Raw genomic sequence first — 25,778 nt, 5'->3', positions numbered from 1 at the left:
CCCATCTAGAGCTTAGCTTCGCTGAGAAAACCGTTCAGGTGCCGCGACCAACGGCCCTACGCGTGTAATCAAGGTTTCCCTCGGTAGAGCGCGGTCATGTATGCTACGGCGCTTCCTGTAACTCCACTTCCAGCTCGACTGGGCATCGAAAACGCCACTTTTGGCGTCATCAGCGTCCAGCGTTGCATTGAAGAGGATTAGGCCACCCCTATTCAGTTCAAAAGTAGCCATGCACGAACAATACCAGCCCCGTGAAATCGAAGCCGCCGCCCAGTCGTTCTGGGACGAGCAAAAGTCCTTTGAAGTCAGTGAACAGCCAGGCAAGGAGACTTTCTACTGCCTGTCGATGTTCCCTTACCCCAGCGGCAAGCTACACATGGGGCACGTGCGCAACTACACCATTGGCGACGTGATCTCCCGCTATCAGCGCATGCAAGGCAAAAACGTCCTGCAACCCATGGGTTGGGACGCTTTTGGCATGCCGGCGGAAAACGCCGCAATGAAGAACAACGTAGCGCCCGCCAAGTGGACCTACGAAAACATCGCCTACATGAAATCCCAGCTGCGCAGCCTGGGCCTGGCGGTGGACTGGTCGCGCGAAGTCACCACCTGCAAGCCGGATTACTACCGTTGGGAACAATGGCTGTTCACTCGCCTGTTCGAAAAAGGCGTGATCTACCGTAAAAACGGCACCGTGAACTGGGACCCGGTCGACCAGACCGTTCTGGCCAACGAACAGGTGATCGACGGTCGCGGCTGGCGCTCCGGCGCGCTGATCGAAAAACGCGAAATCCCGATGTACTACTTCAAGATCACCGCTTACGCGGATGAACTGCTGGAGAGTCTCGACGACCTGCCGGGCTGGCCTGAGCAAGTCAAAACCATGCAGCGCAACTGGATTGGCAAATCCCGCGGCATGGAAGTGCAGTTCCCGTACAACGTCGATTCGATCGGCGAAACGGGCGCACTGAAAGTCTTCACCACCCGTCCGGACACCCTGATGGGCGCGACCTACGTTGCCGTGGCTGCCGAACATCACCTGGCGACCCTGGCTGCGAAGAACAACCCTGAGCTGCAAGCGTTCATCGCGCAATGCAAAGGCGGCAGCGTGGCCGAAGCCGACGTTGCCACCCAGGAGAAAAAAGGCCTGCCGACCGGCCTGTTCGTCGAGCACCCGCTGACCGGCGAAAAATTGCCGGTATGGGTCGCCAACTATGTGCTGATGCACTACGGCGACGGCGCGGTAATGGCGGTTCCGGCCCACGACGAGCGCGATTTCGAATTCGCCCACAAGTACAACCTGCCGGTTAAATCAGTCGTGCGCACCAGTTCCGGTGATAGCAACCCGACACCATGGCAAGACGCCTACGGCGAACACGGCACGCTGATCAACTCCGGCGAGTTCGATGGCCTGGATTTCGCGGGCGCGTTCGACGCCATCGAAGTAGCCCTGATCAAGAAAAGCCTCGGTGCCTCGCGCACTCAGTTCCGCCTGCGCGACTGGGGCATCAGCCGCCAGCGTTACTGGGGCTGCCCGATCCCGATCATCCACTGCGATACCTGCGGTGACGTGCCGGTCCCGGAAAATCAACTGCCTGTCGTGCTGCCGGAAGACGTCGTACCCGATGGCGCTGGTTCGCCATTGGCGCGCATGCCCGAGTTCTACGAATGCACGTGCCCGAAATGCGGCGCACCTGCCAAGCGTGAAACCGACACCATGGACACCTTCGTCGAGTCCTCGTGGTACTACGCTCGTTACGCCTCTCCGCACTATGAAGGCGGCCTGGTGGAAAAATCCGCGGCCGACCATTGGTTGCCAGTGGATCAATACATCGGCGGTATCGAACACGCGATCCTGCACCTGCTCTATGCGCGCTTCTTCCACAAGCTGATGCGCGACGAAGGCCTGGTGAGCTCCAACGAGCCGTTCAAGAATCTGCTGACCCAGGGCATGGTGATCGCCGAGACTTATTATCGTCGCGAAGCCAACGGTGCTTACACCTGGTTCAACCCGGCGGACGTGGTACTCGAGCGCGACAGCAAGGCCAAGGTCATTAGCGCCAAGTTGATCGCAGACGGCCTGCCGGTGGAAATCGGCGGGACCGAGAAGATGGCCAAGTCGAAGAACAACGGCGTCGATCCACAGTCGATGATCGATCAGTTCGGCGCAGACACTTGCCGCCTGTTCATGATGTTCGCCTCGCCACCGGACATGAGCGCGGAATGGTCCGACTCCGGCGTAGAAGGTTCGCACCGCTTCCTCAAGCGCGTCTGGCGTCTCGCTCAAGCGCACGTCACCCAGGGCCTGCCGGGCAAACTGGACGTCGCCACCTTGAACGACGAGCAGAAAGCCATTCGCCGTTCAATCCACCAGGCTATCAAGCAGGCCAGCCACGACGTGGGCCAGAACCACAAATTCAACACCGCCATCGCCCAAGTGATGACGCTGATGAACGTGCTGGAAAAAGCCGCGCAAGACACCGAACAGGACCGCGCGCTGATTCACGAAGGCCTGGAAACCGTGACCCTGCTCCTGGCCCCGATCACCCCACACATCAGCCATGAGCTGTGGCATCGACTGGGTCACGCCGATCCGGTGATCGATGCCGGTTGGCCGGTTCTGGACGACAGCGCGCTGGTTCAAGACAGCCTGCAGCTGGTAATTCAGGTCAACGGCAAGCTGCGCGGCCAGATCGAAATGCCGGCCAGTGCCAGCCGCGAAGAAGTCGAAGCCGCCGCACGGGCCAATGAAAACGTGCTGCGCTTTGTCGACGGCCTGACTATTCGTAAAGTGATCGTAGTGCCCGGAAAACTGGTCAATATCGTCGCTAGCTAATTGGATCAGGCGCAAGGTCCATACCTGGCGCCGAACAGAACCTTTCGGGTCGCACGCTCGGCCCACATGGTTTCAAGGGGAGCAACAAGATGATCAAACGCAATCTGCTGGTGATGGGGCTCGCTGTTTTGCTGAGCGCCTGCGGCTTCCAACTGCGCGGTACCGGCACCGCCGAACTGGCGATCAGGGAACTCGACCTGAGCGCACGCAACTCATATGGCGAAACCGTGACGCTGATGCGCCAGGTGCTTGAAAGCAGTGGCGTCAAAGTCTATGCCGGCGCACCTTACAAGCTGGTATTCACCGACGAACAGGAAAGCCAGCGCAGCCTCAGCTACTCCGGCGGCGGCCATTCGGCCGAGTATGAGCTGACCAACGTGCTGAACTATCAAATCGTGGGCCACAACAAGCTGTCCCTGCTCGACGACAAACTGCAAGTGCAGAAGGTCTTCATCCACGACGGCAACAACATCACTGGCTCCGACCAGGAAGCCGCCGAGGTGCGCAAGGAAATGCGTCGCGACATGGTGCAACGCATGATGCTGCGCCTGCAACAGCTTACCCCGGCTCAGCTTGATCAGTTGCAACAGACTGCCGATGACCGTGCCAAAGCGGAAGCCGACGCGCTGGAAGCAGCCCGTAAAGCTGAAGCGAACACTCCGCGTCAGTCACCTATGCAAGTACCGACCGAGTAAGTCGTACGGGGCGCTCCGGCGCCCCGTTCGCCCTGTCTTATGAAACTAGCCCCCGCCCAGCTCGGCAAACACCTGCAAGGCGCCCTTGCGCCCGTTTACATCATCAGTGGCGATGACCCACTGTTGTGTCAGGAAGCCGCCGACGCCATCCGCTCTGCTGCCCGCCAGCAAGGTTTTGACGAACGCCAGGTATTCAGCGCAGACGCCAGTTTCGACTGGGGTACGCTGCTGCAAGCCGGCGCCAGCATGTCGTTGTTCGCTGAAAAGCGCCTGCTGGAGTTGCGCTTGCCGTCCGGCAAACCGGGCGACAAAGGTGCAGCAGCGCTGATGGAGTATTGCTCGCGTCCGGCCGAAGATACCTTGCTGCTGATCAGCCTGCCAAAACTCGACGCCAGCGCGCAAAAAACCAAGTGGGGCAAGGCGCTGGTCGAAGGCCCGCAGACCCAGTTCGTGCAGATCTGGCCGGTGGATGCCAACCAGTTGCCGCAATGGATTCGTCAGCGTTTGTCCCAGGCTGGGCTTGCTGCCAGCCAGGACGCTGTCGAGCTGATCGCAGCAAGGGTCGAAGGCAACCTGCTGGCGGCCGCCCAGGAAATCGAAAAGCTCAAGCTGATGGCCGAAGGTGGCCAGATCACGCTCGAAACGGTGCAAGCGGCAGTTGCCGACAGCGCGCGCTTCGATGTTTTCGGGTTGACCGATGCCATTCTTAATGGCGAAGCGGCGCATGCGCTACGCATGCTTGAAGGTTTGCGCGGCGAAGGCGTCGAACCACCGGTGATTCTTTGGGCGCTGGCCCGAGAGCTTCGGCTATTGGCCAACCTGTCGCTGCAATACAGCCAGGGTGTGCCGCTGGACAAAGCCTTCAGCCAGGCCCGACCGCCCGTCTGGGACAAGCGCAAACCCCTGATGAGTAAAGCCCTGCAACGCCATTCGGCGCAACGCTGGGCGCAACTGCTGCTCGATGCCCAGCGGATCGACGCACAAATAAAAGGCCAGGCCGCCGGTTCGCCGTGGATGAGCCTGAGCCGCTTGGCGTTGTTGATGGCCGGCCAGCGCCTGGCATTGCCTGCCGAGTAAACCGTTTTTTTGTGGCGAGGGAGCTTGCTTCCGCTGGGTCGGTCCGCGTTCGGGCGAAGCGGCCCTGAAATCTGCAAACCGCATATCCACAGACACACACCGCGTGCCCAGCAATCACGGCTGCTTCGCTGCCGAACGGGGGGCAAGCCCCCTCGCCACACTAACCGAGTTCACTCCAAACAGAGCTGAATGGTCCTACGCATCGCAGGGACTAGACAGAACCCCAACTTCGGCCGATGATTTGCCCCGCGAAAACCACTCAACGAGAGCACCGCCCATGAGCAAACACAAGCGGCCCAACAAGGCCAAATCCATTGTCGCCCAGCCACTGTTCCGCAGCCGTCAGGAACAACCCGGCAAGGGCAAAGGCAGCTACCGCCGCGAAGCCTTCCAGTCTAAAAGCTGGGAGGCTTCTTACTTTCTGGCGGCATGAAGTTTCAACATCACCTCGCTCCCTCTCGGCATGATAAGGTCTGCACCTGATTCGTATTATCTGGACCTGTGCATGCCCCTTTGTCTTTCCCGTCGTTGGCACCTGCGCCAACTGATTGCTGCCTCCAGCCTTGTATTGCTTGTCGCCTGCGCGGAAAAACCCACCGCTGCCGACGCGCAACCGCTCCAAACCGCCCCCGTTGCGACTACTCCGGCCATCATTCCTCCGGTAGTGCCGACTGGCGACAATCTCGACATCCAGCCGACCCAGACCTTCGAGGAATGGGAAGCCGGTTTTCGCCAGGATGCCCTCGCCGCCGGTATCCGTCCGGATGTGTTCGACCGCGCCTTTGCCGGCATCACGCTGGACATGAGCGTGATCCGTGCCGACCGCAGCCAACCGGAGTTCACCCGCCCGGTGTGGGAATACCTCGACGGTGCGCTCTCCGCCGCGCGCGTGCGTAAAGGCCAGGCATTACTCAGCCAGTACGCCGAGACCTTGAACACCATCGAGCAGCGTTATGGTGTTGATCGCCAGGCGCTCGTGGCTGTCTGGGGCATGGAAAGCAACTTCGGCAGTTTCCAGGGCGACAAATCGGTGATCCGCTCGCTGGCGACCCTGGCCTACGAAGGCCGGCGTCCAGGCTTTGCTCACGCCCAATTGCTGGCCGCTCTACAAATACTGCAACAGGGTGATATCACGCCCGAGAAGATGCTCGGTTCCTGGGCTGGCGCCATGGGCCAGACCCAGTTCATCCCGACCACCTACCTCACCCACGCGGTCGATTTTGACGGTACCGGTCACCGCGATATCTGGGGCAGCCCGACCGATGCACTGGCCTCCACTGCCCATTACCTGCAAAGCTCCGGCTGGCAGAAAGGTCAGCCTTGGGGCTTCGAAGTGCAACTGGCGAGTGGTTTCGACTATTCGCTGGCTGACGGTGCGATTCGCAAAAGCGTCTCCGAGTGGATGCAAATGGGCATCAAACTGCCCAACGGCGGCGTCGTTCCACCCGGTTCCGAACACCTGTCAGCCGCCCTGCTGCTGCCCGCCGGTTATCGTGGCCCGGCGTTCCTGATCCTCGATAACTTCCGCGCAGTCCTCAAGTACAACAATTCGTCGTCCTACGCATTGGCGGTGAACCTGTTGTCTGAACGCTTTAACGGAGCGGGCCTGATCAACGGCGAATGGCCGAAGGATGACCTGCCCCTGAGTCGTTCAGAGCGCATCGAACTGCAGAATTTGCTGAGCGCCAGTAACTACGATGCGGGGAACGCCGACGGCATCATCGGCGCCAACACCCGCAAGGCCATTCGCAGCGCCCAGCAGTCGTTTGGCTGGCCGGCAGATGGTTACCCGACGCACAAGTTGCTGGAAGGTTTGCGTAACCGCTAAAAACATCGCGGGCAAGCCTTGCTCCTACAGATCAATGTCGAATCACAATGACGTGACCGACATACAACATGTAGGAGCAAGGCTTGCCCGCGATGACTGACTTTCAGGCGACCAGGACCTAACGCCTGACGACCACATCCTGCTCCAACACCAACTCCTTGCTCCCCGCATCCAGCCTCACCAACGCGCCCATGGGCAGCGTCAGGTTCGGGTCGCAATGGCCGCTGCGCCAACCGGCAAGCACCGGAATCCGCAATGGCTCGAAGGTTTGCTTGAGCAACTTCGCCAATGCATCGCTGTCCACGCCGGCCACATCCCCCACCAGCACCCCGCGCAGCGTGCTCAGCTTGCCGGCCAGGCGCAGATGGGTCAGCAACCGGTCGATGCGATATATCGGCTCGTTGACGTCTTCGATGAACAGAATGATCCCGTCGGCATCGATTTCGAAAGGCGTGCCCAGGGTCGCGGCAATCATCGACAGATTACCGCCCAGCAAACGCCCATGAGCGATGCCTGGCTCGATCGTAGTCAAAGGGTACGCCACCGGGTGCGCCAACAGGCTTCCAGCGTTCAACTGGCCTCTGAGCAGGCTGAGCAACGAAGACTCGGTCGGCTGGAGCTTGTTCCCCAGCAGATCGGCGTTGAGCATCGGACCGTGAAAGGTCACGAACCCCGCATAACGGCTGATGGCCAGGTGCAGCGCCGTAATGTCGCTATAGCCGACAAACGGCTTGGCATTGCGCCGCAGCAACTCGAAGTCGATCCGGTCCAGCAGGCGCGGGCTGCCGTAGCCGCCACGCAGGCAGAGAATCGCATCAATGGCCGGATCGCCAAACGCCTCATGCAGATCCTTCAGGCGAACGTCGTCACTGCCGGCGAGGTAGCCGTCTTTCTCCAGGACACCCGGAAAAATCCGCAGCGAATACCCGCGTGCACGCATCCATTGAAAAGCCGTTTCGGTATCCAGTGCCGCCGGGCCTGCCGGCGCAATGACACCGATCAGCCCCTCGGCAGGTAATGCCGGAACCGGGGCGTGCTCGGAAATAACGGGGGTCGAGCGAGTGGTCATCCGTGATTCTCCCTGTGTGAATGCTTCAGCACACAGTAGTCAGGAACGGGGATAAACAGAAGAGGTTCAGCTGTCCCGCAGGGCGCAGGAAAAAACCGGGTGTGACGCGGTACCGAGTAGCTTTTAAAAAAATGCCCGCAAGACGTGAACCTTGCGGGCATTTCAGATCAGGACGACATCAACTCGGCCTTGACCAGTTTCGCCTGCTCGTCGGCGTGATACGAGGAACGTACCAGCGGGCCGGAGGCGACGTTCTTGAAGCCCATCTTGTAACCTTCCTCGGCGAACCAGGCGAAGGTGTCCGGGTGCACGAAACGCTGCACCGGCAAGTGGCTACGGGACGGTTGCAGGTACTGGCCCAGAGTCAGCATGTCGATATCGTGTTCGCGCATGCGCTTCATGACTTCGATGACTTCCTCATCGGTCTCGCCCAAACCCAGCATCAGGCCGGATTTGGTCGGAATGTGCGGCATCATCTGCTTGAACTTCTGCAGCAGGGTCAGCGACCACTGATAGTCCGAACCCGGACGTGCAGCCTTGTACAGGCGCGGTACGGTTTCCAGATTGTGGTTAAACACATCAGGCGGCTCGGCGGCGGTAATTGCCAGCGCCACGTCCATCCGGCCACGGTAGTCCGGAACGAGGGTCTCGAGCTGCACATTCGGCGACAGCTTGCGGATTTCGCGGATGCAGTCGGCGAAGTGCTGGGCACCGCCGTCACGCAGGTCATCACGGTCTACCGAGGTGATCACCACGTACTTCAGTTTCAGGTCGGCGATGGCGATGGCCAGGCTTTCCGGTTCGTTGACGTCCAGTGGCTTCGGACGACCGTGGCCAACGTCGCAGAACGGGCAGCGACGGGTGCAGATGTCGCCCATGATCATGAAGGTTGCGGTGCCACCGGAGAAGCATTCGCCGAGGTTCGGGCAGGAAGCTTCTTCGCAGACGCTGTGCAACTTGTGTTTGCGCAGCAGGGCCTTGATACGGTCGACTTCCGGGGAAACCGGGATGCGCACGCGAATCCAGTCAGGCTTTTTCGGCAATTCGGTGGTTGGAATGATCTTCACCGGAATACGCGCAACCTTTTCGGCGCCGCGCAGCTTTACGCCAGCTTCCACTTTGGCTCGCGGGGCCGGGCGCTCGGTAACATCCAGCGTCGGGATCATGGTTTGCACAGCGTCTTGCGCAGTAGTCATATCAGTCGATTCCGCCCGTTAGGGTCGTCTGCTCAGCATAGTCGAGGTGTTTGACGAGCTGCGCACGCAGCCGGGCACTTACCTCGGCAAATTCAATCGGCCCGGTGTGATCGCGCAGCTGGGTCATGGCCAGCCCGGCGTATCCACAGGGGTTAATCCGGCGAAACGGCTCCAGGTCCATATCCACGTTCAAGGCCAGGCCATGAAAGGAGCAACCGTGGCGGATCCGCAGACCCAGAGAAGCAATTTTTGCACCGTTGACGTAGACGCCCGGTGCATCGGCCTTGGCCACGGCGGTGACGCCGTAGCTGGCCAGCAGCTCGATCAGGCACTGTTCCATCCGGCTGACCAGGTCGCGCACGCCGAAACCCAGCTTGCGCACATCCAGCAGCAGATACGCCACCAACTGACCCGGGCCGTGGTAAGTCACTTGACCACCACGGTCGACCTGCACCACCGGAATATCGCCGGGAAGCAGCAGATGCTCAGCCTTGCCGGCCTGCCCCTGGGTAAAAACCGGTGGGTGCTCGACCAGCCAGATCTCGTCGGCGCGGTCGCTGCCGCGCTCGTTGGTAAACCGTTGCATGGCATGCCAGACCGGCTCGTAAGCCAGCTGGCCGAGCTCGCGAAAGCCCAGCGGTTCGGACATCACAGCACCATGTGCACGAAGCCGGTGGCCCGCAGTTCACTGTTGATGTTGTACAGCTGGTCCTGGTCGGTCGCGACGATGTGTAACTGAATCGTCGTGTACTTGCCATTGGTGCTTTGGCGTTCGTCCACACGGTCATGATTGATCGTCGCGTGCTTCTTGACGATTTCGATGATCTTGTCTTTGTTGCCCACACCGGTATCGCTGATCACCTTAACCGGGTAGTCAACGTTGGGGAATTCGATCTTGGGTGCCTTTACTTCGGTATCGGTCATGGCGTAACGGCCTCGTAAGCGTAAGCCGTGGCGACGGCATGGCCCCGCGCCGGATCAGCGCGTGGCCATGCAGGTGCACACTATCAGTTGAACAAGCCGTAGAAGAATAGACGGATGCTATCCCACATGCGGCGGAAGATACCACCTTGGTCGACCGCGTCCAGCGCGATCAGATCAGCGCTGTGCACGACCTTGTCGTCCAGTTTCACTTCGACTTTACCAATCACGTCGCCCTTGGCGATCGGCGCGACCAGTTGCGGGTTCATGGTCATGCTGGCAGCGAGCTTTTTCAGCTGGCCTTTTGGCAAGGTCATGGTCAGGTCTTCAGCCAGGCCGGCTTTGACCTGGTTGGTGGTGCCCTTCCAGACTGGAGCCTGAGCCAGCTCGGCGCCTTTCTGATAGAAGGTCTGGGTTTCGAAGAAGCGGAAACCATAGGTCAGCAGCTTCTGGGTTTCAGCAGCGCGAGCGCTTTCGCTGTTGGTGCCGAATACCACGGCGATCAGGCGCATGCCATCACGTACCGCCGAGGACACCATGCAATAGCCGGCTTCTTCGGTGTGACCGGTTTTCAGACCGTCAACGGTCTTGTCACGCCACAGCAGCAGGTTGCGGTTGGGTTGCTTGATGCCGTTCCAGAAGAACTCTTTCTGCGAGTAGATCGCATAGTGAGCCGGGTCTTCGTGGATGATCGCACGCGCCAGAATGGCCATGTCGTGAGCCGTGGAATAGTGCTCAGGGTTTGGCAGACCGGTCGGGTTCATGAAGTGACTGTTGTTCATGCCCAGGTCGGCAACAGTTTTGTTCATGAGGTCGGCGAACGCGTCTTCGCTGCCGGCGATGTGCTCGGAGAGCGCGACGCTGGCGTCGTTGCCCGACTGGATGATGATGCCGTGCAGCAGGTCGCTGACCGTGACCTGCGAGCCGACCTTGATGAACATCCGCGAACCGCCGGTGCGCCAGGCGTTCTCACTGACGGTCACCGGATCGTTTTCACCGATCTGGCCGCGACGGATTTCCAGGGTCGCAATGTACGCTGTCATCAGCTTGGTCAGGCTGGCTGGCGGCAGACGCTGGTCACCGTTGTTCTCGACCAGCACGTTGCCGCTGCTGGCGTCCATGAGCACATAGGATTTAGCCGCCAGTTGTGGTGGCGACGGCATCATCTCGACCGCAAAAGCGGCGGGTGAGAGGAGCAGCGGGACTAGCAGGCACAGGCGTTTGGCAAAGGTGGTGATGTTCATCCGTCTCTCGAAATCGCTAATGGAAACTGCCCTATGGGCAAAACTAATCAGACAACCCAGGTTCCGTATCGGAACGCGGCAATTGTCGCGTGTTCAGTTGTTCACTCTCTAACCCTTGCCGGGCTTTTATTGTTCAACGAGCCAACAACTCAGGTTCACCCCCCAAACCGCAAGTGAACCTTGAATCAGGAATTGCTTATTCGGCCGTCACCAGGCTCGGCGAACCGAGATTGGCCAGGCGCACGCTGTTTTGCACTTGCGTGATTTCACCCTGCGAGCCGATTGGCCCCAGACGAACCCGATGCAGTGTCTGTTGGTTGCGCACGATCGAGCTGATGAACACCGGAGCGCTCACCATCCCGCTCAACTTCGATCTCAGGAGTTCTGCAGCGTCCGGGTTGGCGAACGCGCCCACCTGCAGATACTGGCCAGAGGCTGGTACAGAAGCGTTTTTTTTTGCATCGAGCTGCACCGGCACAACGGCCGCGGCATGTTGCTGCGGCGGTGGCGTCCATTGCTCGACGGTGCCGGCCGACGCGGTAATCACCGGTGCGCTATTTTGCGCGACTTGCGGCTCATTGAGCATCAACGGCGCAGGTCGGCCTTTTGCCGCCCACCACTCTTGCGGGTCGATGCCTTCAACCTTGACCCGCGCAGTGCCAATCTCGGCATACCCGAGCTTCTTGGCCGCGGCGTAGGACAAGTCGATGATGCGATCCGAATAGAACGGCCCACGGTCGTTGACCCGCAGGATCACGCTCTTGTTGTTGTCCAGGTTGGTGACCCGAACATAGCTGGGCAATGGCAGGGTCTTGTGTGCGGCACTCATGCCGTACAGGTCATACACTTCGCCGTTGGCGGTGTTCTGCCCGTGAAACTTGGTGCCGTACCAGGACGCCGTACCCGAGGCGACATAACGCTTGGATTCGGCCAGCGGAAAGTAGGTCTTGCCCAGCACGGTATACGGGTTGGCCTTGTACGGGCCGGTGTGCAGGGTCGGCGTAGCGTCGGGGATCCGTGAAATATCCACATCCCACCACGGCGCACCGTCTTTGTGGGCACGGTTGATATCCAGGCCTGGTGTCGCGCGTACCGCGGTCGTGTATTTCTGTTGCGGTGCACGACTGGTCGAACAGCTGACCACGAGCAACGACAACGCGGCGAAAGCCACCAGCTTCAGGGGTTTGCGGATTGGCGATGCCAGCATTACTTGACGCCCCGTGCTTGGACCAGCATTTCAGACAACTGATGTACAGCCATGGCGTACATCACGCTGCGGTTATAACGCGTAATCGCGTAAAAATTCTTCAGGCCCATCCAGTATTCAGGGCCATTGTCACCTTCAAGCCTGAAAGCCGTGACCGGCATATCATCGCGCAGCGCATCATGACTCGACCAGCCCAACGCCCGCAACTCCCCGACGGTTTTCGTCGGCTCGATGCCGGTGGTCAAGCCGTCGTCGACCTGATCGCCGCGCACATCGGCCCGGCTGACCACCGGTTCGCCTGCCTCCCAGCCGTGACGCTTGAAATAGCTGGCAACGCTGCCGATGGCATCGTCCGGATTGGTCCAGATATTAATGTGGCCATCACCGTCGAAATCCACCGCGTAGGCGCGAAAGCTGCTCGGCATGAACTGCGGCAAGCCCATGGCGCCGGCGTACGAGCCTTTGAGCGTCAGCGGATCGACCTGCTCTTCACGCGCCAGCAGCAGAAACTCACGCAATTCCTTGCGGAAGAATTCTGCACGTGGAGGGTAGTCGAAACTGAGGGTCGACAACGCGTCGATCACCCGATAATTACCGGTATTTCGGCCGAAAAAGGTTTCAACGCCGATGATCGAGACGATCACCTGTGCTGGAACGCCGTATTCCCGCTCGGCGCGAGCCAGCGCCGCTTCGTGCTGGCGCCAGAAATCCACGCCCCGGGCGATCCGCGCGTCGGTCAGAAACATCGGGCGATATTCCTTCCATTGCTTGACCCGCTCGGCCGGTCGGGAGATCGCGTCGAGAATCGATTGCTTGCGCTCGGCCTCGCGGAACACGCCCATCAGCTGTTCACCGGCAAAACCATAGTCGCGGGTCATTTCACCGACGAATTCGGCCACTTGGGGCGAGCCTTCATAATCGCCGGCCAGCGCTTCCTGCGCTGCACCAAGGATGCTTACCAGGCCGACCCACGGAGCGTATCGAGTCGCCCAGCCACGCATTACTTGCATTGAAATCTTCACCTTATTCAAACCTGTGCGATCCACTTACGATGGGTATGGATCGACATCAAAACCCCAAACGCTGACAGCAGCGTCACCAGCGAAGTTCCGCCGTAGCTAATGAACGGCAACGGCACCCCCACCACCGGCAACAGGCCACTGACCATACCGATGTTGACGAAAACATAAACAAAAAACGTCATGGTCAGGCTGCCAGCGAGCAATTTGCCGAACAAAGTCTGCGCCTGGGCGGTAATCACCAGCCCACGGCCAATCAACAGCAGGTAAATCAGCAGCAAGGCGCAAATGCCCACCAGACCGAACTCTTCGCCCATCACCGCAATGATGAAGTCAGTGTGGCTTTCCGGCAGAAAGTCCAGGTGCGACTGGGTGCCCAGCAGCCAGCCTTTACCGAACACGCCGCCGGAACCGATGGCGGCCTTGGACTGAATGATGTTCCAGCCGGTGCCGAGCGGATCGCTCTCCGGGTCGAGGAAGGTCAGGATCCGCTGCTTCTGGTAGTCATGCATGATGAAGAACCACATCGCGACCGCCACCGGCACGGCTGCCGCGACCACGCTGAGGATCCAGCGCCAGCGCAGGCCACCCATGAACAGCACGAAAGCACCGCCCGCAAGGATCAGCAGCGACGTGCCGAGGTCTGGCTGACGCACGATCAGTATGAACGGCAACCCGATCAGGAACAGACTGACCCCGACATGCTTGAGTTGCGGTGGCAACGTGCGCTTGGACAGGTACCAGGCAATCGTCGCCGGCATCAGGATTTTCATGAATTCCGAGGGCTGGAAGCGAATCACCCCGGGAATGTTGATCCAGCGCGTCGCGCCCATGGCGTTGTGGCCCATCACGTCCACCACCACCAGCAAGATCACCCCGAGCACATAGCCCAGCGGCACCCAACGCGCCATGAAACGCGGTTCGAACTGGGCGATGACGATCATCGACACCAGGCCGATCCCGAACGACGTCGCTTGTTTGGCCAGCAAGTCCCAGCTCTTGCCACTGGCCGAATACAGCACGAACAGGCTGCCGGCCGCGAGGATCAGCAGCAGGATCAGCAACGGGCCATCGATGTGCAGGCGTTGCAACAGCGTCGCGCGGCGACGCATCACATCCTCACTGGAGAGGATGCGATCAAAATTACTCTTCACGGGCCGTAGCCTCCGCGCTGATAGGGCTGTCGTACTCGGGTTTGAGTCGGCCGTCCTGGCCCAGGAGCCAGGCATCCATGACTTGCCGCACCACTGGCGCCGCGACACCGGAGCCGGACTCACCGTTCTCGACCATCACCGCCACGGTGATTTTCGGGTTGTCGGCCGGCGCAAAGCCGACGAACAAGGCGTGGTCGCGGTGGCGTTCCTGAACCTTGGAGCGGTCGTACTTCTCGCCCTGTTTGATCGCGACCACCTGGGCGGTACCCGACTTGCCGGCAATCCGGTATTGCGAGCCGATTGCCGCTTTACGCGCGGTGCCGCGGGCACCGTGCATCACTTGCTGCATGCCGTGGTTGACCTTGGTCCAGTCCGACGCATCACGCAGAACGATGTCCGGCATCGGGTTCGGGTCCTGCGGCTTTTGGCCTTCGATGGTTTTCGCCAGGTGCGGACGGTTCCACTTGCCCTTGTTGGCGACCAGCGCCGTGGCCTGGGCCAACTGCAACGGGGTGGACTGCATGTAGCCCTGACCGATCCCCAGAATCAGCGTTTCACCCGGGAACCACGCCTGACGTCGGGTCGCGCGTTTCCATTCGCGGGACGGCATCAGCCCCGGCGACTCTTCGAACATGTCCAGCGAGACCTTCTGGCCGATACCGAACTTGCCCATATACGCCGCCAACCGATCGATCCCCAGTTTGTGCGCCAGGTCGTAGAAGTAGGTGTCGTTGGAACGCATGATCGCCGTGTCCAGATCCACATAGCCGTCGCCAGTGCGGTTCCAGTTACGGTATTTATGATCGTAGTTGGGCAGCATGTAGTAACCCGGGTCGAAAACCCGGGTCGAGGCCGTCACGACGCCAGAGTCCAGCCCGGCAATTGCCACGGCCGGCTTGATGGTCGAACCCGGCGGGTACAGACCGCGCAGCACGCGGTTGAACAGTGGCCGGTCGATCGAGTCACGCAACTCGGCGTAGGCCTTGAAGCTGATGCCGGTCACGAACAGGTTCGGGTCAAAACTCGGCTGGCTGACCATTGCCAGCACTTCGCCGGTGTTCGGGTCCAGCGCTACCACGGCACCACGGCGCCCACCCAATGCGGCTTCGGCGGCTTCCTGCAGCTTGATGTCCAGGCTCAGGACGATGTCCTTGCCGGGGATCGGATCGGTACGCTTGAGCACCCGCAATACGCGGCCACGGGCGTTGGTCTCGACTTCTTCGTAACCGACCTGACCGTGCAATTCCGGCTCGTAGAAGCGCTCAATACCGGTTTTGCCAATTTGATGGGTGCCGCTGTAAGCCACCGGATCCAGAGTCTTCAGTTCTTTCTCGTTGATCCGCCCCATATACCCGACCGAGTGCGCAAAATGCGGACCCTGCGGATAGTGACGTACCAACTGCGCAACCACTTCGACGCCTGGCAGGCGGAACTGATTCACCGCGATCCGGGCGATCTGCTCTTCTGTCAGCTCGAACAGGATCGGCACCGGCTCGAACGGTCGGCGCCCCTGCTTCATGCGCTTTTCGAAGACCGCCCGATCTTCAGGCGTCAGTTGCAGCACCTCAACGATGACATCGAGCACTTGCTTCCAGTCACCCGAACGTTCGCGGGTCATGCTCAGACTGAAGCTGGGCCGGTTATCGGCCACCACCACGCCATTACGGTCATAGATCAGCCCGCGAGTCGGCGGAATCGGCTGAACGTGGACACGGTTGTTTTCCGACAGCGTCGAGTGGTACTCGTACTGAATCACTTGCAGGAAATACAGCCGCGCGATCAGCACGCCGATCAGCGTGACCACCGCAATTGCCCCGAACACGACCCGGCCGCGCACCAGACGGGCGTCTTTCTCGTGGTCCTTGATGCGGATCGGCTGAGACATGGGGGCGCTGAACTACTTGTGGTAAGGGTGCCCGGACAGCACGGTCCAGGCGCGATACAACTGTTCACCGATCAGGATCCGCACCAGTGGGTGCGGCAGAGTCAGGGGCGACAACGACCAGCGCTGGTCAGCCCGCGCGCAGACTTCCGGCGCCAGCCCTTCGGGGCCGCCGACCATGAAGTTCACCGTCCGCGAGTCCAGCCGCCAGCGATCCAGCTCGACCGCCAGTTGCTCGGTGCTCCAGGGCTTGCCGTGAACCTCGAGGGTGACGATGCGCTCATTCGGGCCGACCTTGGCCAGCATGGCTTCGCCTTCCTGGCGAATGAAGCGCGCCACGTCAGCGTTCTTGCCACGGGTGTTGAGCGGTATTTCCACCAGTTCCAGCGCCAGCTCGGAAGGAAGACGCTTGGCATATTCATGCCAGCCTTCTTCCACCCACTTGGGCATGCGTGAACCGACGGCGATCAGACGCAGTCGCACAGCGAACCCTTATTGCTGGTCTTTGTTGAGCTTGGTGAAATGCTCGTGACCGACTTCAGGGCTGTGGTGCTTGCCATCGGTGGCACGGCTCAGCTCGGCACCTTCCCACAGACGCTCCAGGTCGTAGAACTGGCGGGCCGAGGCGGTCATCATGTGTACGATGACATCGTCCATATCCAGCAGTACCCAGTCACTGTCGCCCTTGCCTTCTTCACCCAGCGGCTTGACGCCTTGGGCCTTGACCGCCTCGCGGACCTTATCCAGCATCGCGCCGATCTGACGGTTGGAAGTACCTGTAGCGATGATCATGAAGTCAGTGATGCTCTGCTTTTCACGAACGTCGATCACCAGAATGTCCTGGGCCTTGACGTCTTCCAGAGCCGCTACGGCGACCTTGACCAGCTCTTCGCCGACGAGTGCCGGGCCGGTTTCAGCCGCTACTGGCAGCGGGGCGCTCTTGAACGAACCTTTGCGCTTTACTTTAGTTACGTCTTTGTCAGTCATATAAAACTCGTTTTGCTCGTATGTTCGGGCGCTTCAATACACGTTGTTGCCACGTGCCTCAAAGCACTCCTATTCAGTTCGACGCACGGTAAAGTCCGTGCGCATCGATATAGGCCAGGACCGCGTCGGGCACCAGGAAACGTACCGACTTACCGCTGGCCAGCAGTTGACGGATCTGGGTGGCGGATACCGCGAGCGGCGTCTGCCAGACGAATGCAATCTGTCCGCTCGACCCTTTGAGGGCCAGCGGGTCGCTCACCGAGCGCGCTGCCAGCAGGTTGCGCAAGGCATCCGGCGGTTCGCTGTCGGCATCCGGGCGTTGCAGCACCAGGATGTGGCAATGCTGGAGCAACTCTTCCCAGCGGTGCCAAGTGGGCAGGCCGCAAAATGCGTCCCAGCCCAAAAGTAGAAACAACTGGTCATCAGCGGCGAGTTCCGCACGCATCAGTTCCAGGGTGTCGATAGTGTAGGACGGCTTGTCGCGTTTGAGTTCGCGGTCATCCACTAGCAACGGTGCTATACCGGCCACCGCGCGCTCGACCATCGCCAGACGGTCCTGCGCCGAAACCTGCGGCGTATCCCGATGCGGCGGCCTGGCGCTGGGCGTCAGGCGCAACTCATCGAGAGCCAGTGATTCAGCCACTTCCAGTGCACTGCGCAAATGGCCGATGTGCACCGGATCGAAGGTCCCGCCCAGGACGCCAATGCGCCGGGGGCCGGTTTCACTGGCGGTCACTGCGGCGCTCTGGCCGAGATCGCCCAAGTCAGACCGGCTCCTGGCCGCGCAACTGGCCATCACCGACCACGATGTACTTCTCGCAGGTCAGACCTTCGAGGCCCACCGGGCCGCGGGCGTGCAGCTTATCAGTAGAAATGCCAATCTCGGCACCCAATCCGTATTCAAAGCCATCGGCAAAGCACGTCGGGGTGTTGATCATCACCGAGGCCGAATCGACTTCAGCCACGAAACGCCGGGCTTCGCCCTGGTGTTCGCTGACGATCGAGTCGGTGTGGTGCGAGCCGTAACGGTTGATGTGCTCAATCGCCTGGTCCAGGCCGTCGACCACCAGGATCGACAGAATCGGCGCCAGGTATTCGGTGCTCCAGTCTTCTTCGGTCGCGGCCACGACGTCGATGATCGCCCGGGTGCGTTCGCAACCGCGCAGTTCGACGCCTTTTTCGCGGAACTGTTCAGCCATCGCCGGCAGGAACTCCTCGGCGACCGCTTGATCGACCAACAGGGTTTCCATCGCGCCGCAGATACCGTAACGGTAGGTCTTGGCGTTGAACGCAATGCGCTGGGCTTTCGGCAAGTCGGCGTGGGCACTGACATACACGTGGCAGATGCCGTCCAGGTGCTTGATCACCGGCACGCGAGCGTCGCGGCTGACCCGTTCGATCAGGCCCTTGCCGCCACGCGGTACGATCACGTCGACGTACTCGGGCATGGTGATCAACGCACCAACGGCAGCGCGGTCGGTGGTTTCGACCACTTGCACCACGGCCGCCGGCAAACCGGCTTCAGCCAGACCGCGCTGAATGCAGGCAGCAATCGCACGATTGGAATGAATGGCCTCGGAACCACCGCGCAGGATGGTTGCGTTACCCGACTTCAAGCACAGGCTCGCGGCATCGATGGTCACGTTTGGCCGCGACTCATAGATGATCCCGACCACGCCCAGGGGTACGCGCATCTTGCCGACCTGAATACCCGACGGCCGGTAACTCATGTCGCGGATCGCGCCAACCGGATCGGGCAGCGCCGCCACCTGACGCAAACCGACGATCATGCCGTCGATGCGTGCGGGGGTCAGGGCCAGACGTTCGAGCATGGCCGGCTCAAGCCCATTGGCCCGGCCTGCGGCCAGATCCAGCTCATTGGCGGCGGTCAACTCGGCGCGAGCGTTATCCAAAGCGTCGGCGGCAGCCAGCAGGGCGCGGTTTTTCTGCGCGGTACTGGCACGGCCGATCACGCGGGAAGCGTCGCGGGCAGCGCGACCCAAACGGGTCATGTAGTCAAGAACGGACTCAGTCATGGTCTCTGTGGTCTTGGCAAAGAGGAAAGCGGCAGATTATAGCTGTCGCGCGCTCCTACTAACAGCAGTGACGGGCGGATGGTCGAAATGGGCAGTGTTCAGCCTCGATTAAGTCCGCAGTTGTTATCATTCCGTCATATTTACCTGATCACTTCGGCCGCCATGCTTATTTTGACCACAGCGAAATTGCCAAAAGCCCTGCCCGATAGCTTTTTCAACCGTGATGCTCAGCTGCTTGCCTGTGAACTGCTGGGTAAAGTGATCCGTCACCGGGTCGGTGACCTTTGGCTTTCGGCGCGAATTATCGAGACCGAAGCCTATTACTGCGAAGAAAAGGGCAGCCACGCCTCGCTTGGCTACACAGAAAAGCGTAAGGCTTTGTTTCTGGATGGCGGCCACATCTATATGTACTACGCCCGTGGCGGCGATTCACTGAACTTCAGCGCCCACGGACCGGGCAATGCGGTGCTGATCAAATCGGCTTACCCGTGGGTCGATGAAATCTCCGGCCCGGCGAGCCTTGCGCAGATGCTGCTCAACAATCCCGACGCCAAGGGCCGACCGCGCCCCTCGCAAAAGCTCTGCGCCGGCCAGACCTTGCTGTGCAAGGCGCTGGGCCTGAAAGTACCGACCTGGGATGCCAAGCGCTTCGATCATGAAATACTGTTTGTCGAAGACGTCGGTGCACCTCCTCCGCATGTCATCCAGACCACACGCCTGGGGATTCCTCATGGCCGCGACGAACACCTGATGTACCGCTTCGTCGACGGCGCTTACGCACCCTACTGCACCCGGAACCCCCTGCGACGCGGCCAGGTCGAAAACCGCGACTATTTCCTGCTTCCCTGAATGGTGCTGCGGCCTGCAGCAAAAACACCCACTGAGGGAGCGAGCTTGCTCGCTCCCTCAGTTCATTTGATGATTTGATGGAGTTGTACGTATGGGCCCATGGCTCGATAGCCTGACTGTCTGGTTGACGGTCAATCCGCAATGGCTGGCGGTGGCGGTATTCATAGTGGCCTGCGTTGAGTGCCTGGCAATTGTCGGGCTGATCGTGCCCGGCATCGTGTTGCTGTTTGCCATCACGGTACTGGCCGGCAGCGGCGCGTTGTCGCTGGGCGAAACACTGCTGCTGGGCTTCCTTGGCGGCCTGTTCGGCGATCTGCTGTCGTACTTCCTGGGCAGGCACTTCCACCAGAACATTCGGCGCTTGCCAGGGCTGCGCCACCATCCGGAATGGATCAGCGGCGCTGAAAACTATTTCCAGCGCTATGGCATCGCGAGCTTATTGGTCGGGCGCTTTATCGGCCCTTTGCGCCCGATGCTGCCAATGGTTGCCGGAATGTTCGACATGCCCTTCCCGCGCTTCTTTGCGGTCAGCTTGCTGGCGGGCGCCGGCTGGTCGGTGGCCTATTTACTGCCGGGCTGGGCCACGGGCGCGGCGATTCGCCTGCCGCTGCCGGAAGGTTTCTGGCCTCAAGCCGGAGTGGTCGTCGGCAGTATCGCGGTATTGGTGGGCCTGAGCATCAACAGCAGCTTGCGCGGTCATCGCCAGGCCACCGCGCTGATTGCCGGCCTCAGCCTGCTGATACTCGGCGGGCTGTTCATAGGCTATCCGCACCTGAGCGCCTTCGATCAAGGCTTGATGACGCTGGTTCAAGAACACCGCAGCCCGGCGCTGGATGAAATCGCGGTAATGCTCACCCAGGTCGGCGATTTCAAAAACATGTTTGTGATCAGCGCGGCGCTGACGATCCTGCTACTGATCACACGCCAATGGCGGCACATGATCTTCGCGGGCTGTACGCTGCTGATCACCGCGCTGCTGAACACCGGAACCAAGAACCTGTTCGCCCGGATGCGCCCGGAAGTACTGACCGACCCACTGACCAGCTACAGCATGCCCAGTGGTCATGCGTCAGGTTCGTTTGCGTTGTTCCTGACCCTCGCGGTGCTGGCCGGCCGAGGACAACCGCAGCGCATGCGCCTGACCTGGTTGCTGCTCGGTTGCCTGCCGCCAGCCGCCATCGCCCTGTCGCGGGTTTATCTCGGCGCACATTGGCCAACCGATATAACCGCCGGCGCGATGCTGGCGGCGTGCGTGTGTGCTGCCAGCCTGGCCGTGACCCAGCGCCAGACACCCTTGAGCCCTATGCCGGCCAAGGTCTGGTGGTCGGTGTTGCCGGTAATGCTGGCATTGTTCGGGTTCTTCGCGCTGTGGCACTTGCCTCATACATTGCAGCGGTATGCCTACTAGGATCTGTACGAAAACTCGCCGAGCGGCGATCAGGCAAGGCAAAAACAGGCGAGGAACGGCTGCGGTCGCACGCGACTTTAGGCCCCTAAATGAGCATTATCCGCTGCGCGGCCCCTTCGGGCCGCCCTTCGGACGTTCTCACTCCGTTCGTCCGAGCCTGTTTTAACGCAGTCTGGTCGACGCGCAGGTAGTTTTCGTACAGAGACTGACAAGCGTTAGGCAAACAATTCCCCCTGCAACTCGTCCAGCAACGCCTGAATCGCATCCAGGCGCTGCTGCGGGTTGTCGAGTTGCAGCAGTTCGATCTTGTCCACTTCAGAAAATGGCAGCAGGTACGCCAATTGATTGGCCAGTGACTGTTGCCCGGCCGCGTCGGTGCCCATGTTCAACGCTTCGACCATCGGGTGTTCGGCCAAGGCCTTGAGCAGTGCGACCAGGTCGGCGTCTTCGTCCTGTAGCGGTTGCTCCGGTTCGTCCTCCAGCCACTCGACCTCGGCGACGGTCAACTGATCGCGCTGAGTCTCGGTACGCAGTACATGGAAGCGCCGCCCGCCCTGCACCCGAATACCCAGCAGACCATTATCCTGCTGCTTGAAATCGGTAATCAGCGCTTCGCATCCCACCAGCGCATAGCCTTGCGGGGCAATGCCGACTTCTTCGCCGTCGAGAATGCACACCACGCCGAAGCCGGTCCCCTGCTTCATGCAGCGGCTGATCATGTCCAGGTAGCGCGCCTCAAAAATCTGCAAGTCGAGGATGCAGCCAGGAAACAGCACCGTATTCAGTGGAAAAAGCGGCAAGCTCATAGACATTTCCTTACACCACCATCGACACCGCCAACGGCAGGAACACCGCCGTGGCCACGCCCATCAGACTCATCGCCAGCGCCGCGAAGGCGCCGCACTCTTCACTTTCCTGCATCGCCACCGCAGTCCCGACGGCGTGTGCGGTCATACCCAGCGCCATACCGCGGGCTTCCGGGCTGTGCACACCAAGCCGATTCAACAGGCTCGGACCGAAAATGGCGCCAATCACCCCGGTGATCAACACGAACACCGCCGCCAGCGCCGCCACTCCGCCAATCTGCTCAGCCACCAGCATGGCAATCGGCGAGGTAACCGATTTAGGCGCCATGGTCATCAGGATCATGTGCTCGGCGCCAAACCACCAACCCAGCAGCACGCCCATGCCGGTGGCAACCACACCACCTATCACCAGCGTAGTAAATATCGGCCAGAACAGCTGCCGAATCCGCCGCAGGTTCAGGTAGAGCGGCACCGCCAGTGCAACGGTCGCCGGCCCCAGTAGAATGCTGAGGATCTCGGTACTTTTGCGGTATTCGGCATACGTCAGCCCGCACGCGAGCAACACGCCGATCACCAGCAGCATCGATACCAGCACGGGCTGCAGGAAGATCCAGCGGGTTTTCTCGAACGCTGCCAACACCAGTTGATAGGCGCCCAACGTAACGCCAATACCGAACAACGGGTGATGAATCACTGCCGCCAGCGCACCCTGCCAGTCGAATATCATCACGACTCCTCCGAGCGCACGGCGTGGCGCTTGATCAGCCGTTGCATCAAGACTCCGGCGAACGCCATGGACAGCAGCAGCGACAACACCAGTGCGCCGACGATGGCCCAGAAATCCGCCGCGATATCGGCGGCGTATACCATCACGCCCACCGCTGGCGGCACCAGCAGCAAGGGCAAATAACGCAGCAGGCTACCAGCCGCCAGGCTCAGGGGTTCAGCCACTTCGCCACGAATGACCAGGAACCCCAGCAGCAGCAACAGGCCGATAATCGGCCCAGGCAGCACCGGCAATAACAAATGGTTGAGGGCCGTGCCGAGCAATTGAAACAGCACCAGCCAGGTCAGGCCGCGTAGCAACATCCGTCATCTCCAGCAAAACTCGTCCCCACAAGCGGGCCGGACATTATAAGCATGGCACTCGCTATGCATGGGTATTCGCCAAAGGTATGGAAGCTTGACCGGACCTAATCGCCATGATGATCTAAAGTGGTTGTTCCGGGGCCAACCCCCCACCTGAAAAAACTATAAAACCGATGAACCCAAGGAGAGTCTCAATGCCCTATGTTCCCGTTGCAGAGCTCAAAGATTATGTCGGCAAGGAACTCGGACGTTCCGAATGGCTCACGATCGATCAGGACCGCATCAACCTGTTCGCTGAAGCTACAGGCGATTATCAGTTCATCCACGTTGACCCGGTAAAAGCCGCACAAACCCCGTTTGGCAGCACGATCGCCCACGGTTTCCTGTCACTGTCGCTGATCCCGAAGCTGATGGAAGACATCCTGGTCCTCCCGCAAGGCTTGAAGATGGTCGTCAATTACGGCCTGGACAGCGTGCGTTTCATTCAACCGGTGAAGGTCGACTCCAGAGTCCGGCTCAAGGTTGAACTGAGCGACGTCACCGAAAAGAAACCCGGCCAATGGCTGCTCAAGGCCACCGCCACGCTGGAAATCGAAGGCCAGGAAAAACCGGCATACATCGCTGAACCGTTGTCGCTGGCGTTCGTGTAACCCCTGCCGGATGCGAAGCAGTTCCTGCTGTTTCGCACCGCGTCTCTATATATCAGACACATAGCTGCGGCATACTCCCTCGCCTAATTGCCCGGATCCCGCTATGCGCTCACTTGCACCTCTTGCCCTGACCCTGTTGCTCACCGCGTGTGGTGACGGCGAATCGCTGTTGCCGCCCGACGCACGCCTGCCCGATGGCGGTCGCTATCGGGGTGATCTGGTCAATGGGTTGCTGCAAGGCCAGGGCCGGATCGACTACCCGAACGGCAGCTGGTACGCCGGCCAGTTCGACAAGGGTCAGTGGCACGGTCAGGGCGAATGGCACGGCAGCAACGGCGAGGTTTATCGCGGGGAGTTCCAGCAGGGGCTGTTCCATGGTCAAGGCACGCTGACCACCAACGGCAGCAGCTACACCGGCGGCTTCAAACTCGGGCGGCGCGACGGTGAAGGCACCCTCAAAGAAGATGGCATGACTTACCGTGGCGAGTTCAAGGCCGATCAGTATTCCGGCCTCGGTCGTCTCGAACTTGAAGACGGCAGCCAGTATCAGGGCCAGTTCGCCAACGGCAAACCCAACGGTGAGGGCCAGCGTGGCGATGCCAGCGGCAACCAGTTCACCGGTACTTTTGTCGACGGCCAGCTGGAAGGCAACGGCACCTTCAGCAGTGCCGAGGGCGATAGCTACGTCGGTGGTTTCAAACAGAATCAGCTGAACGGCAAAGGTCGCTACGAGAACGCCGATGGCGACGTGTGGGTCGGCCAGTTCAAGGAAGGCGCGCTGAACGGCAAAGGCGAATTGATCGGCGCCGACAACAGCCACTACATCGGCCAATTCAGTGATTGGCGTTTCACCGGCCAAGGCCGTTTGAACCTGGCGGACGGCAGCTTCTACATCGGCGAGTTCGATAACGACAGCTATCAAGGGCACGGCACGCTGGTGCTGACGGATGGCACCGTGCAAAGCGGCGACTGGATCAATGGCCAGCGTGTACGCGATGCCAATGGCAAGTTGCTGCCGGACACCCTCGAGTTGGGGTTACTGGCGCAAGGGCGCCTGCTCGAAGACGCGCTGGCCAATGTGCCGGCCTCGACCCCGGCGATCGAGTTGTACACCCTGACCGTGGGCGGCGACGGCAAGCAGAGCGTTTTTCTGCGCGAGTCCGATTACGTCAGCAACATGCTCGCCAGCCGCTTCGGCGCCTACGGCCAGATCCGCCTGGTCAACCATCGCGACCACCTCGGCGACCGGCCGATGGCCACGCGCGAGAACCTGCGCCGCGCCGCCCTGACCCTGGCCGAACGCAGCGGGCCGGAAGACCTGATATTCATCTACCTGACCAGCCACGGCACCCACGAACATGAACTGGTGCTCGACCAACCGCGCATGGAACTGGCCGATTTGCCGGCTGACGAATTGGCCGCCGTCCTCGCACCGCTGAAAAACCGCGACAAGATCATCGTGATTTCGGCCTGCTACTCCGGCGGTTTCATCCCGGCACTCAAAGACGAACGCACACTGATCATGACCGCCTCGCGCGCCGATCGAGTGTCGTTCGGCTGCTCGGAGGAAGCTGACTTCACGTACTTCGGCGACGCGTTGTTCGTTCAGGCACTGAACCAGACCGACGATCTGGAGCAGGCATTCAAACTGGCCAAGGCCACGGTCGCCGAGCGTGAACTGGCAGACAGCTTCGAGGCATCGGAACCACAGATCTGGGCGCCAAAAGGGGTGTTGGCGCATTGGCAATTACTGCGCAAGCAACAAGCACGCAAGGCACTGCAAAGTGCTGCATTAACCAGCAAGGAAGCAAAGAGCAACTAAGCT

25 protein-coding genes are annotated in these 25,778 nt (G+C 60.4%); 9 read left to right on the top strand and 16 right to left on the bottom strand.

From position 1 onward, the window contains the following. The first annotated feature begins 229 nt into the window (after positions 1–229). The 5 genes from leuS (at position 230) to AC3WK5_RS21115 (ending at position 6,436) form a co-directional block, all read left to right on the top strand. Positions 230–2,836 (top strand): leucine--tRNA ligase, encoded by a 2,607-nt coding sequence (gene leuS, locus AC3WK5_RS21135; RefSeq protein ID WP_103317513.1) that lies wholly within the window; start codon positions 230–232, stop codon positions 2,834–2,836. 89 nt (positions 2,837–2,925) lie between these two features. Beyond that, positions 2,926–3,531, top strand: a complete 606-nt coding sequence (locus AC3WK5_RS21130; protein WP_054594199.1) for an LPS-assembly lipoprotein LptE — start codon at positions 2,926–2,928, stop codon at positions 3,529–3,531. A 39-nt stretch (positions 3,532–3,570) separates the two neighbouring features. Next, positions 3,571–4,608, top strand: a complete 1,038-nt coding sequence (holA, locus tag AC3WK5_RS21125) for a DNA polymerase III subunit delta (protein WP_054594200.1) — start codon at positions 3,571–3,573, stop codon at positions 4,606–4,608. A gap of 277 nt (positions 4,609–4,885) precedes the next feature. After that, complete coding sequence (gene arfA / locus AC3WK5_RS21120) at positions 4,886–5,041, top strand: alternative ribosome rescue factor ArfA (RefSeq protein ID WP_019693801.1); 156 nt, start codon at positions 4,886–4,888, stop codon at positions 5,039–5,041. 72 nt (positions 5,042–5,113) lie between these two features. Then, complete coding sequence (locus AC3WK5_RS21115) at positions 5,114–6,436, top strand: lytic murein transglycosylase (protein WP_103317516.1); 1,323 nt, start codon at positions 5,114–5,116, stop codon at positions 6,434–6,436. A gap of 118 nt (positions 6,437–6,554) precedes the next feature. Here the strand turns inward: AC3WK5_RS21115 and AC3WK5_RS21110 are convergent, their stop codons facing one another. The 13 genes from AC3WK5_RS21110 to AC3WK5_RS21050 form a co-directional block, all read right to left on the bottom strand. Continuing rightward, entirely contained in the window at positions 6,555–7,505 is a 951-nt protein-coding gene (locus AC3WK5_RS21110; protein WP_103317518.1) for a S66 peptidase family protein, read from the bottom strand. A gap of 167 nt (positions 7,506–7,672) precedes the next feature. Beyond that, on the bottom strand, positions 7,673–8,671 hold the full coding sequence (gene lipA, locus AC3WK5_RS21105; RefSeq protein ID WP_162491279.1) for a lipoyl synthase: 999 nt from the start codon (positions 8,669–8,671) through the stop codon (positions 7,673–7,675). A 31-nt stretch (positions 8,672–8,702) separates the two neighbouring features. Then, on the bottom strand, positions 8,703–9,350 hold the full coding sequence (lipB, locus tag AC3WK5_RS21100; RefSeq protein ID WP_054594204.1) for a lipoyl(octanoyl) transferase LipB: 648 nt from the start codon (positions 9,348–9,350) through the stop codon (positions 8,703–8,705). Then, positions 9,350–9,625 (bottom strand): DUF493 domain-containing protein, encoded by a 276-nt coding sequence (locus tag AC3WK5_RS21095; RefSeq protein WP_003215438.1) that lies wholly within the window; start codon positions 9,623–9,625, stop codon positions 9,350–9,352. Before AC3WK5_RS21095 ends, lipB begins: the two co-directional genes overlap by 1 nt. Before the next feature lie 83 nt (positions 9,626–9,708). Beyond that, the gene (locus AC3WK5_RS21090; RefSeq protein WP_054594205.1) at positions 9,709–10,866 is read right to left on the bottom strand and encodes a D-alanyl-D-alanine carboxypeptidase family protein; all 1,158 of its coding nucleotides are present in this window, start codon (positions 10,864–10,866) and stop codon (positions 9,709–9,711) included. A gap of 196 nt (positions 10,867–11,062) precedes the next feature. Beyond that, positions 11,063–12,073: a septal ring lytic transglycosylase RlpA family protein gene (locus AC3WK5_RS21085; RefSeq protein ID WP_103317520.1), complete on the bottom strand. Its 1,011-nt coding sequence runs from the start codon at positions 12,071–12,073 to the stop codon at positions 11,063–11,065. Beyond that, positions 12,073–13,083 carry a lytic murein transglycosylase B gene (mltB, locus tag AC3WK5_RS21080; protein WP_054594207.1) on the bottom strand — a complete coding sequence of 337 codons (1,011 nt, stop codon included), beginning with the start codon at positions 13,081–13,083 and terminating at the stop codon, positions 12,073–12,075. Before mltB ends, AC3WK5_RS21085 begins: the two co-directional genes overlap by 1 nt. A gap of 17 nt (positions 13,084–13,100) precedes the next feature. After that, positions 13,101–14,204, bottom strand: a complete 1,104-nt coding sequence (rodA, locus tag AC3WK5_RS21075) for a rod shape-determining protein RodA (protein ID WP_054594208.1) — start codon at positions 14,202–14,204, stop codon at positions 13,101–13,103. A 31-nt stretch (positions 14,205–14,235) separates the two neighbouring features. Further along, positions 14,236–16,131, bottom strand: coding sequence for a penicillin-binding protein 2 (gene mrdA, locus AC3WK5_RS21070; RefSeq protein ID WP_054594209.1), 1,896 nt, complete (start codon positions 16,129–16,131; stop codon positions 14,236–14,238). Between the two features lie 12 nt (positions 16,132–16,143). Next, positions 16,144–16,611: a 23S rRNA (pseudouridine(1915)-N(3))-methyltransferase RlmH gene (rlmH, locus tag AC3WK5_RS21065; protein ID WP_003185785.1), complete on the bottom strand. Its 468-nt coding sequence runs from the start codon at positions 16,609–16,611 to the stop codon at positions 16,144–16,146. Positions 16,612–16,620: 9 nt separating this feature from the next. Further along, positions 16,621–17,115 (bottom strand): ribosome silencing factor, encoded by a 495-nt coding sequence (rsfS, locus tag AC3WK5_RS21060; protein ID WP_054594210.1) that lies wholly within the window; start codon positions 17,113–17,115, stop codon positions 16,621–16,623. A 73-nt stretch (positions 17,116–17,188) separates the two neighbouring features. After that, on the bottom strand, positions 17,189–17,911 hold the full coding sequence (nadD, locus tag AC3WK5_RS21055; RefSeq protein ID WP_256585246.1) for a nicotinate-nucleotide adenylyltransferase: 723 nt from the start codon (positions 17,909–17,911) through the stop codon (positions 17,189–17,191). Further along, positions 17,880–19,151 carry a glutamate-5-semialdehyde dehydrogenase gene (locus AC3WK5_RS21050; protein WP_103317528.1) on the bottom strand — a complete coding sequence of 424 codons (1,272 nt, stop codon included), beginning with the start codon at positions 19,149–19,151 and terminating at the stop codon, positions 17,880–17,882. The genes nadD and AC3WK5_RS21050 overlap by 32 nt, the downstream gene beginning before the upstream one ends. A gap of 162 nt (positions 19,152–19,313) precedes the next feature. Between AC3WK5_RS21050 and AC3WK5_RS21045 the strand changes: the two genes are divergently transcribed. Together AC3WK5_RS21045 and AC3WK5_RS21040 are read left to right on the top strand one after the other, a co-directional pair. Beyond that, entirely contained in the window at positions 19,314–20,000 is a 687-nt protein-coding gene (locus AC3WK5_RS21045) for a DNA-3-methyladenine glycosylase (RefSeq protein ID WP_103317565.1), read from the top strand. A gap of 91 nt (positions 20,001–20,091) precedes the next feature. Beyond that, entirely contained in the window at positions 20,092–21,408 is a 1,317-nt protein-coding gene (locus tag AC3WK5_RS21040; RefSeq protein ID WP_103317531.1) for a bifunctional DedA family/phosphatase PAP2 family protein, read from the top strand. A 215-nt stretch (positions 21,409–21,623) separates the two neighbouring features. Here the strand turns inward: AC3WK5_RS21040 and AC3WK5_RS21035 are convergent, their stop codons facing one another. The 3 genes from AC3WK5_RS21035 to AC3WK5_RS21025 are packed head-to-tail and all read right to left on the bottom strand — an operon-like array spanning position 21,624 to position 23,303. Then, entirely contained in the window at positions 21,624–22,214 is a 591-nt protein-coding gene (locus AC3WK5_RS21035; RefSeq protein WP_054594214.1) for an LON peptidase substrate-binding domain-containing protein, read from the bottom strand. Between the two features lie 10 nt (positions 22,215–22,224). Further along, on the bottom strand, positions 22,225–22,941 hold the full coding sequence (locus AC3WK5_RS21030; protein ID WP_054594215.1) for an LrgB family protein: 717 nt from the start codon (positions 22,939–22,941) through the stop codon (positions 22,225–22,227). Next, positions 22,941–23,303: a CidA/LrgA family protein gene (locus AC3WK5_RS21025; RefSeq protein ID WP_103317533.1), complete on the bottom strand. Its 363-nt coding sequence runs from the start codon at positions 23,301–23,303 to the stop codon at positions 22,941–22,943. Before AC3WK5_RS21025 ends, AC3WK5_RS21030 begins: the two co-directional genes overlap by 1 nt. 194 nt (positions 23,304–23,497) lie before the next feature. Here AC3WK5_RS21025 and AC3WK5_RS21020 point away from each other — a divergent pair, with 194 nt between their 5' ends. Both AC3WK5_RS21020 and AC3WK5_RS21015 read left to right on the top strand, forming a co-directional pair. Beyond that, positions 23,498–23,953, top strand: coding sequence for a MaoC family dehydratase (locus AC3WK5_RS21020; RefSeq protein WP_019693819.1), 456 nt, complete (start codon positions 23,498–23,500; stop codon positions 23,951–23,953). Between the two features lie 103 nt (positions 23,954–24,056). Beyond that, entirely contained in the window at positions 24,057–25,775 is a 1,719-nt protein-coding gene (locus tag AC3WK5_RS21015) for a C13 family peptidase (RefSeq protein WP_054594217.1), read from the top strand. Positions 25,776–25,778 lie beyond the last annotated feature (3 nt).

Source organism: Pseudomonas sp. FW306-02-D09B, from assembly GCF_058782685.1.
Note: the sequence above shows the minus strand (reverse complement) of the source record. Positions and strands in the feature narration are given on the sequence as shown.

Excerpts from the sequence above, each read along its gene's own strand:
- leuS (WP_103317513.1), top strand. The coding sequence starts at position 230 with ATGCACGAACAATACCAGCCCCGTGAAATCGAAGCCGCCGCCCAGTCG.
- AC3WK5_RS21130 (WP_054594199.1), top strand. The coding sequence starts at position 2,926 with ATGATCAAACGCAATCTGCTGGTGATGGGGCTCGCTGTTTTGCTGAGC.
- holA (WP_054594200.1), top strand. The coding sequence starts at position 3,571 with ATGAAACTAGCCCCCGCCCAGCTCGGCAAACACCTGCAAGGCGCCCTT.
- arfA (WP_019693801.1), top strand. The coding sequence starts at position 4,886 with ATGAGCAAACACAAGCGGCCCAACAAGGCCAAATCCATTGTCGCCCAG.
- AC3WK5_RS21115 (WP_103317516.1), top strand. The coding sequence starts at position 5,114 with ATGCCCCTTTGTCTTTCCCGTCGTTGGCACCTGCGCCAACTGATTGCT.
- AC3WK5_RS21110 (WP_103317518.1), bottom strand. The coding sequence starts at position 7,505 with ATGACCACTCGCTCGACCCCCGTTATTTCCGAGCACGCCCCGGTTCCG.
- lipA (WP_162491279.1), bottom strand. The coding sequence starts at position 8,671 with ATGATCCCGACGCTGGATGTTACCGAGCGCCCGGCCCCGCGAGCCAAA.
- lipB (WP_054594204.1), bottom strand. The coding sequence starts at position 9,350 with ATGTCCGAACCGCTGGGCTTTCGCGAGCTCGGCCAGCTGGCTTACGAG.
- AC3WK5_RS21095 (WP_003215438.1), bottom strand. The coding sequence starts at position 9,625 with ATGACCGATACCGAAGTAAAGGCACCCAAGATCGAATTCCCCAACGTT.
- AC3WK5_RS21090 (WP_054594205.1), bottom strand. The coding sequence starts at position 10,866 with ATGAACATCACCACCTTTGCCAAACGCCTGTGCCTGCTAGTCCCGCTG.
- AC3WK5_RS21085 (WP_103317520.1), bottom strand. The coding sequence starts at position 12,073 with ATGCTGGCATCGCCAATCCGCAAACCCCTGAAGCTGGTGGCTTTCGCC.
- mltB (WP_054594207.1), bottom strand. The coding sequence starts at position 13,083 with ATGCAAGTAATGCGTGGCTGGGCGACTCGATACGCTCCGTGGGTCGGC.
- rodA (WP_054594208.1), bottom strand. The coding sequence starts at position 14,204 with ATGCGTCGCCGCGCGACGCTGTTGCAACGCCTGCACATCGATGGCCCG.
- mrdA (WP_054594209.1), bottom strand. The coding sequence starts at position 16,131 with ATGTCTCAGCCGATCCGCATCAAGGACCACGAGAAAGACGCCCGTCTG.
- rsfS (WP_054594210.1), bottom strand. The coding sequence starts at position 17,115 with ATGACTGACAAAGACGTAACTAAAGTAAAGCGCAAAGGTTCGTTCAAG.
- nadD (WP_256585246.1), bottom strand. The coding sequence starts at position 17,911 with ATGGCCAGTTGCGCGGCCAGGAGCCGGTCTGACTTGGGCGATCTCGGC.
- AC3WK5_RS21050 (WP_103317528.1), bottom strand. The coding sequence starts at position 19,151 with ATGACTGAGTCCGTTCTTGACTACATGACCCGTTTGGGTCGCGCTGCC.
- AC3WK5_RS21045 (WP_103317565.1), top strand. The coding sequence starts at position 19,314 with ATGCTTATTTTGACCACAGCGAAATTGCCAAAAGCCCTGCCCGATAGC.
- AC3WK5_RS21040 (WP_103317531.1), top strand. The coding sequence starts at position 20,092 with ATGGGCCCATGGCTCGATAGCCTGACTGTCTGGTTGACGGTCAATCCG.
- AC3WK5_RS21035 (WP_054594214.1), bottom strand. The coding sequence starts at position 22,214 with ATGAGCTTGCCGCTTTTTCCACTGAATACGGTGCTGTTTCCTGGCTGC.
- AC3WK5_RS21030 (WP_054594215.1), bottom strand. The coding sequence starts at position 22,941 with ATGATATTCGACTGGCAGGGTGCGCTGGCGGCAGTGATTCATCACCCG.
- AC3WK5_RS21025 (WP_103317533.1), bottom strand. The coding sequence starts at position 23,303 with ATGTTGCTACGCGGCCTGACCTGGCTGGTGCTGTTTCAATTGCTCGGC.
- AC3WK5_RS21020 (WP_019693819.1), top strand. The coding sequence starts at position 23,498 with ATGCCCTATGTTCCCGTTGCAGAGCTCAAAGATTATGTCGGCAAGGAA.
- AC3WK5_RS21015 (WP_054594217.1), top strand. The coding sequence starts at position 24,057 with ATGCGCTCACTTGCACCTCTTGCCCTGACCCTGTTGCTCACCGCGTGT.